This is a genomic window from Wolbachia endosymbiont (group A) of Myopa testacea (genome assembly GCF_964027115.1).
Lineage (GTDB): Bacteria > Pseudomonadota > Alphaproteobacteria > Rickettsiales > Anaplasmataceae > Wolbachia.
The window spans coordinates 164,988-180,151 of sequence record NZ_OZ034729.1 but is presented as its reverse complement, the minus strand read 5'-3'; the positions used below and the strand labels follow the sequence as shown (position 1 = coordinate 180,151).

The 15,164-nt window shown below is 35.7% G+C and carries 15 protein-coding genes, 2 tRNA genes and 1 pseudogene; 12 read left to right on the top strand and 6 right to left on the bottom strand.

The window, feature by feature from the left end:
* Positions 1-51: 51 nt before the first annotated feature.
* Both gatB and AAGD91_RS00870 read left to right on the top strand, forming a co-directional pair.
* Positions 52-1,467: pseudogene (gene gatB / locus AAGD91_RS00875) on the top strand (Asp-tRNA(Asn)/Glu-tRNA(Gln) amidotransferase subunit GatB); the annotation flags it as partial.
* A 99-nt stretch (positions 1,468-1,566) separates the two neighbouring features.
* Entirely contained in the window at positions 1,567-3,294 is a 1,728-nt protein-coding gene (locus tag AAGD91_RS00870) for an NB-ARC domain-containing protein (protein WP_341821477.1), read from the top strand.
* 155 nt (positions 3,295-3,449) lie between these two features.
* Here AAGD91_RS00870 and AAGD91_RS00865 read toward each other — a convergent pair whose 3' ends face one another.
* From AAGD91_RS00865 to AAGD91_RS00840, 6 genes are all read right to left on the bottom strand, one after another.
* Positions 3,450-3,869: a DedA family protein gene (locus AAGD91_RS00865; protein WP_341821143.1), complete on the bottom strand. Its 420-nt coding sequence runs from the start codon at positions 3,867-3,869 to the stop codon at positions 3,450-3,452.
* 6 nt (positions 3,870-3,875) lie between these two features.
* Entirely contained in the window at positions 3,876-5,249 is a 1,374-nt protein-coding gene (gene cysS / locus AAGD91_RS00860; RefSeq protein ID WP_341821142.1) for a cysteine--tRNA ligase, read from the bottom strand.
* Positions 5,242-5,898: an exopolysaccharide biosynthesis protein gene (locus AAGD91_RS00855; protein ID WP_341821141.1), complete on the bottom strand. Its 657-nt coding sequence runs from the start codon at positions 5,896-5,898 to the stop codon at positions 5,242-5,244. The genes cysS and AAGD91_RS00855 overlap by 8 nt, the downstream gene beginning before the upstream one ends.
* A gap of 90 nt (positions 5,899-5,988) precedes the next feature.
* Complete coding sequence (locus AAGD91_RS00850) at positions 5,989-6,645, bottom strand: exopolysaccharide biosynthesis protein (protein ID WP_265033541.1); 657 nt, start codon at positions 6,643-6,645, stop codon at positions 5,989-5,991.
* Between the two features lie 166 nt (positions 6,646-6,811).
* Positions 6,812-6,979, bottom strand: coding sequence for a twin-arginine translocase TatA/TatE family subunit (locus AAGD91_RS00845; protein WP_006013840.1), 168 nt, complete (start codon positions 6,977-6,979; stop codon positions 6,812-6,814).
* 173 nt (positions 6,980-7,152) lie between these two features.
* On the bottom strand, positions 7,153-7,881 hold the full coding sequence (locus AAGD91_RS00840) for an ABC transporter ATP-binding protein (RefSeq protein WP_341821139.1): 729 nt from the start codon (positions 7,879-7,881) through the stop codon (positions 7,153-7,155).
* A 148-nt stretch (positions 7,882-8,029) separates the two neighbouring features.
* Between AAGD91_RS00840 and AAGD91_RS00835 the strand changes: the two genes are divergently transcribed.
* The 10 genes from AAGD91_RS00835 to rplA all read left to right on the top strand — a co-directional run bounded on the left by AAGD91_RS00835 (position 8,030) and on the right by rplA (position 15,157).
* Positions 8,030-8,103: transfer RNA gene (locus AAGD91_RS00835), tRNA-Arg, on the top strand.
* Positions 8,104-8,786: 683 nt separating this feature from the next.
* The gene (gene rpsL, locus AAGD91_RS00830) at positions 8,787-9,161 is read left to right on the top strand and encodes a 30S ribosomal protein S12 (protein WP_006279787.1); all 375 of its coding nucleotides are present in this window, start codon (positions 8,787-8,789) and stop codon (positions 9,159-9,161) included.
* A gap of 5 nt (positions 9,162-9,166) precedes the next feature.
* Positions 9,167-9,646 (top strand): 30S ribosomal protein S7, encoded by a 480-nt coding sequence (gene rpsG, locus AAGD91_RS00825; RefSeq protein ID WP_253307294.1) that lies wholly within the window; start codon positions 9,167-9,169, stop codon positions 9,644-9,646.
* Positions 9,647-9,667: 21 nt separating this feature from the next.
* Entirely contained in the window at positions 9,668-11,740 is a 2,073-nt protein-coding gene (gene fusA / locus AAGD91_RS00820) for an elongation factor G (protein WP_253307295.1), read from the top strand.
* An 11-nt stretch (positions 11,741-11,751) separates the two neighbouring features.
* Positions 11,752-12,924 carry an elongation factor Tu gene (gene tuf / locus AAGD91_RS00815; RefSeq protein ID WP_341820594.1) on the top strand — a complete coding sequence of 391 codons (1,173 nt, stop codon included), beginning with the start codon at positions 11,752-11,754 and terminating at the stop codon, positions 12,922-12,924.
* 13 nt (positions 12,925-12,937) lie between these two features.
* A tRNA-Trp gene (locus AAGD91_RS00810) sits at positions 12,938-13,010 on the top strand.
* A 19-nt stretch (positions 13,011-13,029) separates the two neighbouring features.
* Positions 13,030-13,230: a preprotein translocase subunit SecE gene (gene secE, locus AAGD91_RS00805; RefSeq protein ID WP_341821138.1), complete on the top strand. Its 201-nt coding sequence runs from the start codon at positions 13,030-13,032 to the stop codon at positions 13,228-13,230.
* The gene (nusG, locus tag AAGD91_RS00800) at positions 13,220-14,056 is read left to right on the top strand and encodes a transcription termination/antitermination protein NusG (protein WP_341821476.1); all 837 of its coding nucleotides are present in this window, start codon (positions 13,220-13,222) and stop codon (positions 14,054-14,056) included. Before secE ends, nusG begins: the two co-directional genes overlap by 11 nt.
* A 2-nt stretch (positions 14,057-14,058) precedes the next feature.
* Positions 14,059-14,499 (top strand): 50S ribosomal protein L11, encoded by a 441-nt coding sequence (locus AAGD91_RS00795; RefSeq protein WP_253307298.1) that lies wholly within the window; start codon positions 14,059-14,061, stop codon positions 14,497-14,499.
* A gap of 4 nt (positions 14,500-14,503) precedes the next feature.
* Positions 14,504-15,157, top strand: coding sequence for a 50S ribosomal protein L1 (rplA, locus tag AAGD91_RS00790; RefSeq protein ID WP_341821137.1), 654 nt, complete (start codon positions 14,504-14,506; stop codon positions 15,155-15,157).
* Positions 15,158-15,164 lie beyond the last annotated feature (7 nt).

The window sequence follows — 15,164 nt, the reverse complement described above, 5'->3', positions numbered from 1 at the left end:
CTTTTTGTGTTAATTTTGCAGAATATTAAGATTATCATTTAAATAAAATATATGACGAAAGAGGATTGGGAAGCGGTAATTGGGCTTGAGGTGCACGCTCAAGTTTCTTCTAATACGAAGCTATTTTCTAACTCATCAACGGAGTTTGGCGCTGAGCATAACACTCAAGTTTCTCTAGTTGATGCGGCAATGCCAGGTACGCTGCCAATACTAAATTATTACTGCATAGAGCAAGCAATACGCACCGGTCTTGCACTTTCTGCAGAAATTAATAAGTGTTCTTACTTTGATCGGAAAAATTATTTTTATCCTGATTTACCGCAAGGTTACCAGATAACCCAGTTTTTTGAGCCAATAGTTAAAAATGGTAGAGTATTTATCAACGACAATGAAAAGGAAATAAGAATTGCGAGAATTCATTTAGAGCAAGATGCAGGAAAGAGCGTTCATGAGGAAAGCAAAACTTATGTGGATTTAAATCGTGCAGGGGTTGCTTTAATGGAAATTGTTTCAGAGCCAGATCTTAGGTCATCTGCAGAAGCTGCAGAATACATGAAAAAATTGAGGCAGATTTTGCGTTACATTGGTTCATGTGATGGTGATATGGAAAAGGGATCACTTCGTTGTGATGCAAATGTTTCTGTTCGCCTAAAAGGCAGTAGTACATTTGGCACTCGTTGTGAAATAAAAAATCTGAACTCGATACGTTATATTGTGCAAGCTATAGACTATGAAATACAAAGACAAATTGAAATTTTAGAAAGTGGAGAAGAAATAAGTCAAGATACCTTATTGTTTGATGTTGCTTCGGGAAAAACAAAAGTGATGCGGAATAAAGAGGATGCAAGCGACTACAGGTATTTCCCTGAGCCTGACTTGTTACCAGTTGAGGTAAGCCAGGAGAAGATTGATTTAATTCAATCATCTTTGCCCGAATTGCCAGATCAAAAAAAGCTGCGATACATTGAAAAATTAGGTATCAACGAATACGATGCAAATGTCATTACTTCCGATAAGGCGATTGCTGATTACTTTGAGGAATTGATAAAAAAACATTATTCAAAGCTCGCGGTCACCTGGTTAACTGTAGAGCTTTTCGGTCGTTTAAATAAAGCAAATATTGATATTGCTGACTCTCCAATCAAAGCAAATGCTTTGTCCGAACTCTTAGATTTTATCGTTGATGGAACAATCTCTGCTAAACTTGGCAAACAAGTATTCGATAGTATGTTTGAAACTGGCAAACCTGCATCTCTCATCATAGAAGAGCAGGACCTAAAGCAAATAACCGACAGAGGTCAAATATCGGAAATTATCGACACAATCATCAATAGCAACCAAGATAAAGTTCAAGAATACAAAAGCGGTAAAACAAGATTATACGGATTCTTTGTTGGCGAAGTTATGAAACTTACTAAGGGAAAAGCCAGCCCCGATGCGGTGAATTCAATTTTGAGTGAAAAGTTAGATAAGGTGCCCGAAGGTTATCCTGCTGGAGAGGTAAAACGCTTTTACCATGGTATTACCTATCAAAAATTGTGGCTCATATTCTTTCTCGAACGTGCGATGGATAAAAAGTGTCCTTTCCTCTTGGCTACGGAAATGGAGTTAGCTGAAGGTTTTGGTGATATTGTTCTTCGGTATGAACAAAACAGAAGAATAACACATAGATTCATACAAATCAAGCACAAGCAAGATGGACACAGAAAAATCAGCATAGGTGACTTATTAACATGGCGAAAAAGTAGTGAATTCAGCTTAGTAAAATATCTTGTTGCTTATTTAAAAATCAAAAGTAGAGGAAAGTTCGAGGGTGAAATAGAAGATTTTGTTATTGCCACAAATGTCGGTTTTGACTTTGAAAGTCTAGCAGATAAGGGAATTTCATTTACAAGAATGAACACAGAAGATGAGTTTCTGAATATAGGCAGTAGTGTAAGATATAAATTTGATAATAGTATTATCTCACACTTGCAGGAGAATATGGATTTTATAAAGGGTGAGGTAGGTGGACAAGTTAGCGATGGAGAAATAAATAAGAAAATAGAGGAATTTCTAGATAAATTGGTGTTTGCAGTTAATTTACCTAACCATGCTGAACTGGAAGGATTAATCAAAAATGAGATAAGTAACAAATTAATCGAAAAGTTCAACTACTTTGGTAATGACGAAACTGCTTACAACGCGCTTTTTATGAAAATGTGGAGTTGGATGAAGGATAGAGAAGGACGTTTCCTTTCACATAAAGAAGGCGAAGAGCTTTTCCGAAAAGTAGAGATGTGTGCTAGTACTTTAAGTGAGATAAGACAAGAAGTAGAGAAAGGGAATAAAGAAATAGGTAAAATAGCAAAACAACAGCGTAAGGATAGTAAAACACTGCATAAAATACATGCAGTTGCAACAACACAGAATAACAAGCAGATAGAGAAGCCTATTCAGTTTAATATGGTATATCCAGTTGAGATGTTTGTTGGGAGGGACAGCGAATTGCAAGAAATATATGGCAAATTGCATGAAAGTACTGGCAAACTAACGGCAATATCACAAATGGTTGTTATCGGTGGTCTTGGAGGAATAGGAAAAAGTGAGTTAGCTAGGAAATACGCTTATGAATATAGAAAAGATTATGATGGCAATGTTGTATGGGTAAACGCTGAAAACTTTGGAATTATGAAGAATTCTTTTCTGAAGTTAGCTGAGGATGATAAACTAGGTATTCCTCCCCAGGATAAGTACGGAAATGACAAGACGATAGAAACTATTGTTAAAGAAATATATGCTTTCTTTGCAAGAAGGGGAAGGAAAAGCCTGTTCATTTTTGATAATGCTGAGGGATATGAGGATATTAGTAAGTTTTTGCCATTCTCTTTAGGCCAGGACTATAACAAGCCTTGCGTATTAATTACTTCTCGTAGTAAAGATTGGAAAGTAGGAGAAGAGGAAGGTAAGATACAAGTAATACAATTAGATGAGTTTACTGAAACAGAAGCTTTGAGGTTTGTGAAGAAGGCTTTGAATATAAGAAATAATTTACAAGATGAAGAAATAAAAAAACTAACAAAAGAATTGCAGTATTTTCCATTAGCTTTGGGGCAAGCAGTAAAATATATAAACGAAAGCAATATTGTACTAAGCCGTAGAAGTAAGAAAAAAATTAGTGTTAGTGACTACCTGAAAGAATATGAAGAAGAAGCAGAGAAACTGCTTGACTTTGAATCCAAATATAAAAGTGACTGTTATACTAAAACAACATTTGTAATTTGGAAAATTACAAATGTCCTACCTTGCTCCTGATGATATTTGTATAAGAGAAATTTTTTCAAATAAAGTTACTTTTAGCTCATGGTGCATCCCGTGACTATTGAAATTTTGCATTTAATTTATAGCTCAGCCTCTGTCAGGCCATAGGATGACAGAAGTGGGCTTTAATAGCTGCAGTACTATAGCTGTTATACTCCAAAAGTAAGTATTAGATATAACAAATAGAAGAAATTAGATAGAATGATTAAAGGGGTAAGGATATAAAGGTTTAACTTGAAATAACCTGATAAAATTTGAATCACACTTCCAAGTGCTGGCACCCATGAAAGTAATAAAGTTGCAAAAATTAGCAAATTTTTTGCAACTTTTGGCATTGTATATTCGTTTTCTAATTTGTGGTATGATTTTCGTATAGAGATTGTTATTCTACCTAAGTACCAATTAACTATTCCACCAAGACTTGATCCTAGTACTCCAAAAAATAACATAAGTAGTGGAGTGTAATACGACCTGAAATAAAGCATGGTATTGAACACAAAACCTTGACGTATGGGTAAGATGAGCGACGATACTAGACTATCTGTGAATAACAGGAAGTAATTTTCCATATGAGTTTACCAGGTTGTTGTACCATCTTCATTGTCAGAAATTGTAACCCCCCTTTGTTTCAACTGATCCCTTATTTTGTCTGCAGTATCGTAATTTTTATTTTTTTTTGCAATTTTTCTTAAGTCTATCAACCTTTCTATTTCTTGATGATTTACATCCACAGCAAACCACTCTTGATAACTTGACTCAAGAAGACCAATAAATCTGGCACTCTTAACAAAACTCTCAGTTAATTTAAGCTTTTCACTTTCATTACTCATTTTGTTGATTTTTGCAGCCATTTCATGCAGTATAGCTAGAGCTTCAGGAATGTTTAAGTCGTTTTTTAAAGCGTCTATAAAATCTTTAGAAATCTCTGCGTTACTTTCATCAATATTCGTTGTATCTAAGCCACGTAATAACCGATAAAATTTATTTAAGGTTTCCTGTGCATCAGAAATAACGTTTTCTGTCCAATCAAGTGGTTTTCTGTAGTGAGTTTTGAGCAGTGCATAGCGTATTACTTCACCCTTTATTCCACTATCTAGCAAATCTCTTACTTTGACTATATTAAATAAGGACTTGCTCATTTTTTCTTCATTTACTGTAAGAAAGCCGTTATGTATCCAGTATTTTGCAAACATTGATCCAGCAAATGCAGACTTACTCTGTGCAATTTCATTTTCATGGTGAGGAAATTGTAAATCTATGCCGCCACCATGAATATCAAAATCTTTGCCAAGATAAGCATATGACATTGCTGAGCATTCTATATGCCATCCAGGCCTGCCCTCTCCCCATGGGCTATCCCAATAACTTGAAAGTTTGTAGTCAATATCACTTGCAGGCTTCCACAGTACAAAATCTCCAGGGTGCTTTTTATTTTCATTAACTTCAACTCTGCTACCTGGAACCAATTCATCAGTTTTTTTTCCTGATAAAGCACCATATTCATGGTAAGATTCTATATTAAAATACACGTGTTTGTCAGATTCGTAAGCGTGGCCTGATTGCAGTAAATGTTCAATTAATTCTATAATATAATCTACGTTTTCCGTTGCTTTTGGCTCGTGTGTTGGCTCTTTACAATTTATGCTTTCCATATCATCATGAAAAGCTTTAATGTAATATGTGGTTATACTTTCTATGTTGCTATTTTTCTCGCTTGCTGCATTAATTATCTTATCATCAATGTCGGTTATGTTACGCACATAGGTAACTTTGCCATAACAAAACTTAAGTAGCTGAAATAACACATCATACACAACAACAGAACGTGCATTGCCTATATGTGCTGTGTCATATACTGTTGGTCCGCAAACATACATTTTCACATGATCTTTATCGATTGGTGTAAAAAGTTCCTTTTTTTTTGTTAAGGTGTTGTAAAGCCTAACCATATACGAAGCTTTTGAGAAAAGAAAATGCCCCAATGATAAGTTGTGGCCCTTTGACTACTACAACAAGAGTAAGCAATAGTCCGCACAATGATATTAAAACTCCCAATATGGATAGAAACCCATCTTTACTCATAATACCAAGTGAAATGAGAGTCGTACCAATTGCAGGAATAAAGTTGGTAAGAGGTAATGGAAGAGCTATTGATAATGCACAAAGCAACATTACAAAAGCTAAAATTTTTTCGCCAGGCCCATAGAAAATAAAAGACATTCTTGGTTTCATGAACTTTTCTATTTTTTTTAATGCTGGAGAAGTTTTTTCCACCACAAGAGCTAGTGTTGAACGCTGAAAAGATCTTCTTTCTAGCCAACTGGGCATCCAAGGAGAATCAAATCCAAATAGAAGCTGCAGTGAGAATAAGATTAAAGGTATAGAAAGAATAGTTGTATAACCAGGTGGAATCGGTATAGGCACCGATAGTGGCAAGGAGAAGATGATTATTAAAATACCAAAACCGCGCTCATGCAAAGCTGTTTTAATATCGAACAAAGTTACTTTATCGCTATCATTGTTATTGGTATCTGCAACCTCTTTTAGAATATCAGAAGCTAGTTTATCACTTTTAGTCAACTTATCATTTTTTGACACGAAAAACCCTTGATAAAAATAATTCTTAACACAATTATTGTTTTATTTCAATATGCATTACTCATTACGCGCTAGTACTTCATTCTTTTGTTAAAGTGTTGTAAAGCTTTTAAGAAGAGAAAGTGCTCCGGTTATAAGTTGTGGTCCTTTGACTATTACAACAAGAGTAAGCAACAACGCACACAATGACACTAAAACTCCCAATATGGATAGAAACCCGTCTTTACTCATAATACCAAGTGAAATAAGAGTTGTGCCAATTGCAGGAAGGAAGTGAGTAAAAGGTAATGGAAGAGCTATTATTATTGCACAAAGCAACATCATAAAAGCCAGAATCTTCTCACCAGGCCCATAGAAAATGAAAGACAGTCTTGGCTTCATGAATTTTTCTATTTTTTCTAATACAGGGGAAGTTTTCTCTACCACAAGAGCTAGTGTTGAACGCTGAAAAGACCTTCTTTCCAACCAATGAGGCATCCAAGGAGAATCAAATCCAAATAGAAGCTGCAGTGAGAATAAGATTAAAGGTATAGAAAGAATAGTTGTATAACCAGGTGGAACCGGTATAGGCACCGATAGCGGCAAGGAGAAGATGATTATTAAAATACCAAAACCGCGCTCATGCAAAGCTGTTTTAATGTCAAACAAAGTTACTTTATCGCTATCATTGTTATTGGTATCTGCAACCTCTTTTAGAATATCAGAAGCTAGTTTTTTATCTTTAGTTAGTTTCTCACTTTTTTGCACAATTATCCTTTAATAAAATATTCCTCCTAAGCTAACATAGTTGTTGCTGTATTTCAATATTTGTTATTTATTTCATACCAACACTTCATCTCTTTCATTTTTTAACCTGACTAAGTTTTTAAACAGATGACATGCACTAAGGTGCATGTCACGAAGTATGAGGACGCTAACGATCTGGTTCATTAGAGGATAATTTTTCTGAGTCCTTAAGCTCCTGTTTAAGGTTTTTGATGCCTTTTCCTAAATCACCCATAACTTGCGGTAATCTGCCTGCACCAAACAGAACTAAAATTATTATTAAAACTAGAAACAATTGCCATGGTCCTAAACTCATTTTCACCTCCATTTAAAATATTGACCTTTAAATATTAAAACTTGACTGAAGTCAAGTAACACATAGATTATATCACCTTTATTTAATTATAAATCAAGGTTTTTTAATTATTTTATAACAATTCCAAACTAGATTGTTTTCTTGCAGCGAATAAGTGGAAACTTTTCGCTTAACTATAGAGTAGAGGAGAGCTCACTAAAAAACTTTGCTAGCGTATCATCTTTAGGCCTATGGTATATATCGCTAGAAACTCCTGATTGAATAATTTTACCATTTTTCATTACGTAGATAAAATCTGCAACTTTCAATGCTTCTTGCGGGTCATGAGTTACCATCAGCACAGGGATATTTTTACTTCTAAAAAGGGACAATATATGTTGTCTTATTCGGCACTTGAGCAGTATGTCCAAATTAGAAAATGGTTCATCTAACAACACAACATCAGGGTTTTGTGCCATCACTCTTGCTATTGCAACTAATTGTTGCTGTCCTCCAGATAAGGCGTTAGGGTACATATTCTCATATTTTTCTATATTGAGTAACTTCAAGATTTCCAATGCAGTTAGGTGCTTTTCTCTCTTGGAAGAGCTGCGGATAGCAAAGGTTATATTTTCTACTACTGTTTTGTGAGGAAATAATGCAGAATGCTGAAAAATCAATCCGATATTTCTATGCTCTATAGCGACTGATGCCTTATTGCTTGCAACTAACCTATCATTTATAAAAATAGTTCCAGATTTTGGATTTTCTATCCCTGCAATTAATTTCAAAATTGTTGACTTGCCACAGCCAGAATGCCCCAATAAACATACAACACTTCCTTTTTTTACTTTAATGTTTATATTGCTTAAAGCAAAGTCGTCTTGATTATTATAGAAATAACCAATGTTGTTAACTAGCATTAATCTTACTTAAACCATGTTATTAAATATAATAGCATTATACTCAAGAAGTACAGAAATGTTTCTTGTCGTCATAAATTGGTTATGCAAGAAATCTAGAAAAGAGAAGGATTTTTTGCTATAACTTTACATAAATGGTAGGAAACACGGGACTATAGCTCAGCAGGATAGAGCGTTGGACTCCTAATCCGAAGGTCGTGCGTTCGAATCGCACTAGTCCCAACACATTGCTTCACAAATTTCATGGAGATTTTTTTCACAAATACACACACCTATTCCAGTGTCAAGCACTGGAATGACAAGTTCTTGGCAACCCCTACGTCATACCGCGATTCATTCGCGGTATCTCTTAGCATAGATCCCGCTAACACGTAGCGGGATACTTGACCTTTACAGGGATGACGGTTGTCGTTTAGCTATAAATATTTAAGAAACTTACCAAACGAAAAAAAAGCAAAAGAAACCCCGTGGTGCGAGTTTTAACCCTATAATAATTTAAACTAGCGCTATAATAATGTGCTAACGCTTAAAATAAGCGCGATTTGGCTGAATGTAGAAAAAATTTAAAAGACATGCAGCCGCTATAATTTTATGTAATCCGCCAAAAAATACCCTAAGTTTTTTACTGAATTTTGTCATTGAGCCTGCAGGTCAAAAACAAGTTTTGATTCATAAATACCCTTGTTGTCATAATAAGGGGGCTGGAGGAGTTTGTCAAGGAAGTTTTTCGTTTCTACTGAATGACAATTGTGGCTTGGGAGGTAGTGCAAGAAGTCTATTGATGGCTTTCAAAGCAGTTGAGCTTAATTATTAGAGTAGTAATGTTTATTTTTATATTGACTATTGAGGTTTATTATTTTATAACTAAAAACTTAGTTATTTTAATGAGCTTGAGTTTATAACATATGCCTACGATAAATCAATTAATACGTAAGGGTAGATTAGGATTGACCCATAAGAAAAAGGTACCAGCTTTGGGAGAAAGCAACCCTCAAAGGAGGGGTGTTTGCACTAAGGTGTATACTACAACCCCTAGGAAGCCTAACTCAGCACTCCGTAAAGTAGCCAGAGTAAAAATTAGTGGGTATGGTGAAGTGACAGCTTATATACCTGGTGAAGGTCATAATTTACAAGAGCATTCTGTTGTTTTGATACGTGGTGGGCGGGTTAAAGATTTGCCAGGTGTGCGTTATCACATAATAAGAGGTGCCCTTGATCTGCGTGGCGTGCAAAATCGAAAGAAAGCTCGTTCAAAATATGGTGTAAAGAAATCTGGTTAAAATTTATGGCTCGTCGGAATAAAGCAAAAAAAAGAGAAATAAGTCCTGATTCGCGTTATGGCAGTGTTTTGCTGATGCGTTTCATTAATACAATCATGAAATGTGGTAAAAAATCTACTGCAGAAAAGATTATCTATGACGCTTTGTCTTTAGCTGAAAAGAAAATAGGCGAAGGTGGGTTATCAATTTTTGAAACAGCGGTAGGAAATGTTACTCCTTCTATAGAAGTGCGTTCTCGACGCATTGGTGGTGCAACTTATCAAGTGCCTGTTGAAGTTCGACAAGATAGAGCGATTTCTTTAGCGTTAAGGTGGATTGCTAAAGCAACTTCTGCTGCTCGAAAAAAGAGTGGAAAAACCACTGTTGATTGTTTGCAATCTGAAATACTGGATGCTTATAATAAACGCGGTGGTGCGTTTAAGATGTGCGAAGAAAAATATAAAATGGCTGAGGCTAATAAGGCATTTTCTCATCTTCGTTTTTAATGTTAGCTAATTAATTGTGATATGGAAATTGGGATATCTAAATACAGAAATATAGGAATAATGGCTCACATAGATGCTGGTAAGACTACCACAACAGAGCGTATTTTATTTTATACTGGTAAGCAAAATAGAATTGGTGAAGTGCATGATGGGGCAGCTTCTATGGATTGGATGGAGCAGGAAAAAGAGCGTGGTATTACAATCACATCTGCTGCAACAACATGTTTTTGGAATGATCATAGGGTCAATATAATAGACACTCCAGGTCACGTTGATTTCACTATTGAAGTTGAGAGATCTTTAAGGGTTTTGGATGGTGCAGTTGCTGTATTTGATGGAGTTGCTGGAGTTGAACCTCAATCTGAAACAGTTTGGCGTCAAGCTGATAAATATAGCGTTCCTCGTATCTGCTTTGTTAATAAGATGGATAGAATAGGGGCAAATTTTTATCGATGTGTTGATATGATAAAGACGAAGCTTGGTGCAGCACCTTTAGTCATTCAGTTGCCAATAGGAAGTGAGAAAGATTTCAAAGGTATAATTGACCTTATTTCTATGAAAGCCATTATATGGCAAGAAGAAACGTTGGGTGCTAAATTTTCTTATGAAGATATTCCTTCTGATTTGCTTGACAAGGCTCAAGAATATCGAAATCTTTTATTAGATGCTGCAGCTGAGATGGATGATGAAGCGATGAATACTTACTTTGAGTCTAATGATCTGCCAGTAGATTTACTGAAAAAATGCGTGAGAAATGGAACCATCAAAGGAAAATTTGTTCCTGTATTATGTGGATCAGCTTTTAAAAATAAAGGCGTACAACCACTTTTAGATGGTGTGGTTGACTTTTTACCTTCTCCTATTGATGTTGATGTAATTGTTGGAACTGATCCTAAAGATTCAGAAAAGAAAATTGAGATCAAACCTTCAGAAAAAGAGAAATTCGTTGCTCTTGCGTTTAAAGTGATGACGGATAAGTTTGTAGGCAGCTTGACGTTTATTCGTATTTATTCCGGTAAGTTAAAATCCAAATCCGCTGTGTTAAATGCGGGAAAAAATGAGACTGAAGGAATTGGCAGAATGCTGCTTATGCATGCAAATAACAGAGAAGATATAAACGAAGCTAAAGTTGGCGATATAGTTGCCTTAGTTGGATTAAAGAGAACAATTACTGGTGACACTTTATGTTCACCTGATTTTCCTATATTATTAGAGCGTATGGAATTTCCTGAGCCTGTTATTGAAATTGCTGTGGAACCTAAAACTACTTCAGATCAGGAAAAATTAGGTGTTGCTTTAAATAGATTGGTTGCAGAAGATCCTTCTTTAAGAATGTCAGTAAATGCGGAGAGTGGACAGACTATATTGAAAGGCATGGGTGAGCTGCATCTTGAGATTATTGTTGATAGAATGAAGCGCGAGTTTAACGTTGAAGCTAACGTCGGTGCGCCTCAAGTTGCATATCGTGAAACTATCACTAAATCTGTTGAAATTGATTATACTCATAAAAAACAGTCCGGCGGTGCTGGCCAATTTGCAAAAGTAAAGATTATATTTGAACCTCTTGAGCCTGGTTCTGGGTTTCAATTTGAAAGTAAAATTGTAGGTGGTGCAATTCCAAAAGAATATATTCCTGGTGTACAAAATGGTTTAGAGTTGATAAAAGAAGGAGGCATGATCTCTGGTTTTCCGGTTATTGATTTTAAGGCTACCCTTATTGATGGTGCTTTCCATGAAGTTGATTCTAGTCCTTTAGCTTTTGAACTTGCTGCTAAAGGTGCTTTTAAAGAGATGGCAAACAAAGCTGGTCCAAAAATGTTAGAACCTATAATGAAAGTTGAAATCATTACGCCTGAAGAGTATATGGGCGATATCATGGGCGATGTAAATAGCAGAAGGGGGCAAGTTTCAAGTATGGAAACGCATAATAGTAGCACTATAATTCTTGCTTTCGTACCTCTTGCGAATATGTTTGGTTATATAAATGTTTTGCGTTCTATATCTCAGGGAAGAGCTCAGTATAGTATGCATTTTTCTTATTATGAACAAGTACCACAATATGTGGTTGATGAGTTAAAGTTAAAGTATAATTAAGGGTAATAATTATGACAGCAGTAGTGGAAGCATTTGGAAAGCCGCATGTAAATGTGGGAACAATAGGACATGTGGATCATGGGAAGACAACGTTAACAGCGGCGATAACAAAGCATTATGGAAATTTTGTAGCGTACGATCAGATAGATAAGGCGCCAGAAGAAAGGAAAAGGGGGATAACGATAGCAACAGCGCATGTTGAGTATCAGACGGAAAAAAGGCATTATGCACACGTTGATTGTCCTGGACATGCTGACTATGTAAAGAACATGATAGTAGGTGCAGCCCAGATGGATGCGGCGATATTGGTAGTGTCCGGGGTTGATGGGCCAATGCCACAAACGAGAGAGCATATATTGCTAGCGAAGCAGGTAGGTGTTGGATATATCGTGGTGTATATAAATAAAGCTGATGTTGCTGATGCTGATATGATAGATTTGGTGGAAATGGAAGTGAGGGAATTGCTGAATAAATACGGATTTCCAGGGAATGAAGTGCCTGTGGTAGTGGGGTCTGCATTGAAAGCGCTGGAGGATGACAGTAGCGAATATGGAAAGAAATCAATAGATAAATTGATGGAAAAGTTAGATGAGTATGTGGCGGTTCCACCAAGGCCTGTGGATTTACCATTTTTATTGCCAATCGAGGATGTATTTTCGATATCGGGGCGAGGAACGGTGGTAACAGGAAGGATAGAGAAGGGAGAGATAAAGACGGGAGAAGAGATAGAGATAATAGGTCTGAAAGCGACGCAAAAGACGATATGCACAGGTGTGGAAATGTTTAAGAAGTTGCTGGATAAGGGGAGTGCAGGACTCAATGTAGGAATATTGTTAAGAGGAACAAAAAGAGAAGAAGTAGAGAGAGGGCAAGTATTAGCAAAACCGGGGACGATAACGCCGCATAGAAAGTTTAGGGCGGAGGTTTATATATTAAAGAAAGAGGAAGGAGGAAGGCATACACCATTTTTTGCAAATTACCAGCCACAGTTTTATTTAAGGACAACGGATGTAACTGGGAGCATAAAATTGCTAGATGGGAAGGAGATGGTAATGCCAGGAGATAATGTGAGTGTAGAAGTAGAATTGCAAGTACCGATAGCAATGGATAAGGGATTGCGTTTTGCGATAAGAGAAGGCGGTAGAACTGTTGGTTCTGGTGTTGTTTCTGAAATTTTGGAGTGAGAGTTTGAGTTATAGGAGTGTAGCTCAATTGGTAGAGCGCTGGTCTCCAAAACCAGAGGTTGTAGGTTCAATTCCTATCGCTCCTGCATTAATGTTGTGGTGAAAATGTTAAAAAGTTTGTGTGTTTTTTTCTATGATATAAAGCAACAAATACGAAGAATTGCTTGGGTAAAGAAACAGGAGGTGTTGTCATCTCTATTTGTTGTGATGATTGTTATATTATGCTTTTCGATTTTCTTCTGTTTTGTGGATTTTATGTCTCTTTACGTAATTAAGGCTTTATTTGGAATTATTTATGGAATGTGAATATAAATGGTATATCATTAGAGTTGATTATGGATATGAGCAAAATATACGCGAATTGGTAAGTAATGCTGTTTATTTTAAGGAAGTGTTTATTCCTTATCAAACGGTATGTAATTCAAAGTCTGATATAAAAGAGTTATGTGAAGTGTATGTATATATGCATCTATGTGATGAAAGCAAAAATATTTTGAATCAAACGCCTGGATTCTGCAGTGGCGAATCTGGTGATTTTGAGATGATTTCAGATGATAAGATAAGTTTAAAGTGTAAAGAATTTAATAGATATAAATGGTATATCTTGAGAGTTGCTTCCAATTGTGAAGAGAAAGTGCGCCAACATATATTGGAAAATTCTATGAGATTGAGTGTTAATGGTTACTTTAAGGAAGTTTTTATTCCATATGAAGAGCTAAGTGAAGTAGAGTTGAAATCTAAGAAAATTGCTACACGAAGGAAATGCTTTCCTGGTTATGTCTTTTTATACGTGAATTTATGCGATGAAGTATTGAATTTTATCAATAATATACCAAAATCTCTTAAGGTTTATGGGTTTTTGAAAAATGGTAATATTCCAAAGGTGATTTTGGACGATGAGATTCACTCAATGTGTAATGCACTTTATAATGCTCAAGAGACAAAGAAGTTAGGTTATGGTTATGAAAAAGGTGAAAAAGTGAAAATTAATGATGGTCTTTTTCAAAATTTTACTGGTAAGGTAAATATGGTAAACGATGAGAAAAAAATTATTAATGTGGAAATATCAATTTTAGGTAAGCCGACAATAATAGAGCTTGATCTGGCTCAAGTAGAGAAAATAGAGGATTAATTATGAGTGTTATAGTTGCTAAGATTAACTTACTTATGGAAGCTGGGAAAGCAATTCCAGGACCGAAAATTGCTTCAGTACTTGGTCCACGTGGTATACCTGTTCCTAAGTTTTGTGAAGCTTTTAATAAAGTTACTAGCGCTGCTAACGCTAATTATAAAGTAGGCGATTTAGTAACAGTGCGAATTTCCATAAAGGATGATCGCTCTCATGATTTTACTGTCAGCGGTCCACCTGTGGCTTATTTACTTAAGCAGGAGGCTAAATTAAGTAAAAGTTCTGGTAATCCTGGTAAAGAATTAGTGGCTAAATTACCTATGTCTGCTATAATTAAAGTGGCAAAGTGCAAGATGGTTGATATGAAAGTGGATAATGAAGATTCAGCAGTGAAAATGGTTGTAGGCACTGCAAAATCTATGGGTATAGAAGTTGTGGAAGGTTAGGTAAATGAATACATATAATGATAATCCTAAGCAGTGTTTGAAGAAGATTATTGAGTCTGCTTCAGCAAAATTTAATGAATCAGTTGATATTGCAGTCAATTTAGGCGTAGATTCACGTAAATCTGAAGAGCAGGTGCGTGGTACAGTAGTTTTGCCTAAAGGTATCGGGAAGAATATTAAAGTAGCTGTTTTCGCTCAAGATAAACATTTATTAGAAGCTGAAAAAGCTGGTGCTGATATTGCAGGAGGAGAGGATTTAGTTGAAGAAATAAAAAAGGGTAGAAAATTAGATGTTGATTGGTGCATTATTACTCCTGATTTTATGGCAAAAATCACTCCTATTGCAAAAGTATTGGGTGCTAAAGGGCTGATGCCTAACCCTAAATTTGGTACTGTGACTTCTAACATTGCAGAAGCTATTAAAACCATTAAGTCTGGTCAGATAAAATTTAGAACAGATAAAAATAGTGTTATTCATGGTAAATTAGGAAATATTAAATTTGATATTGATGACTTGCTAGAAAATTTAAAAGCCTTTCTTAAAGTAATTAAAGATAATAAACCTATTTCTGCGAAAGGAATTTACTTTAAGGGTGTTTTTTTAAATTCAACTATGGGTGAAGCTTATAAGATAAGCAAAGTGGAAGATATAATTTAAGGGAGTG

Coding starts and splice junctions, on each gene's coding strand:
- AAGD91_RS00870 (WP_341821477.1), top strand. CDS start 1,567: ATGGATAAAAAGTGTCCTTTCCTCTTGGCTACGGAAATGGAGTTAGCT.
- AAGD91_RS00865 (WP_341821143.1), bottom strand. CDS start 3,869: ATGGAAAATTACTTCCTGTTATTCACAGATAGTCTAGTATCGTCGCTC.
- cysS (WP_341821142.1), bottom strand. CDS start 5,249: ATGGTTAGGCTTTACAACACCTTAACAAAAAAAAAGGAACTTTTTACA.
- AAGD91_RS00845 (WP_006013840.1), bottom strand. CDS start 6,979: ATGAGTTTAGGACCATGGCAATTGTTTCTAGTTTTAATAATAATTTTA.
- AAGD91_RS00840 (WP_341821139.1), bottom strand. CDS start 7,881: ATGCTAGTTAACAACATTGGTTATTTCTATAATAATCAAGACGACTTT.
- rpsL (WP_006279787.1), top strand. CDS start 8,787: ATGCCTACGATAAATCAATTAATACGTAAGGGTAGATTAGGATTGACC.
- rpsG (WP_253307294.1), top strand. CDS start 9,167: ATGGCTCGTCGGAATAAAGCAAAAAAAAGAGAAATAAGTCCTGATTCG.
- fusA (WP_253307295.1), top strand. CDS start 9,668: ATGGAAATTGGGATATCTAAATACAGAAATATAGGAATAATGGCTCAC.
- tuf (WP_341820594.1), top strand. CDS start 11,752: ATGACAGCAGTAGTGGAAGCATTTGGAAAGCCGCATGTAAATGTGGGA.
- secE (WP_341821138.1), top strand. CDS start 13,030: ATGTTAAAAAGTTTGTGTGTTTTTTTCTATGATATAAAGCAACAAATA.
- nusG (WP_341821476.1), top strand. CDS start 13,220: ATGGAATGTGAATATAAATGGTATATCATTAGAGTTGATTATGGATAT.
- AAGD91_RS00795 (WP_253307298.1), top strand. CDS start 14,059: ATGAGTGTTATAGTTGCTAAGATTAACTTACTTATGGAAGCTGGGAAA.
- rplA (WP_341821137.1), top strand. CDS start 14,504: ATGAATACATATAATGATAATCCTAAGCAGTGTTTGAAGAAGATTATT.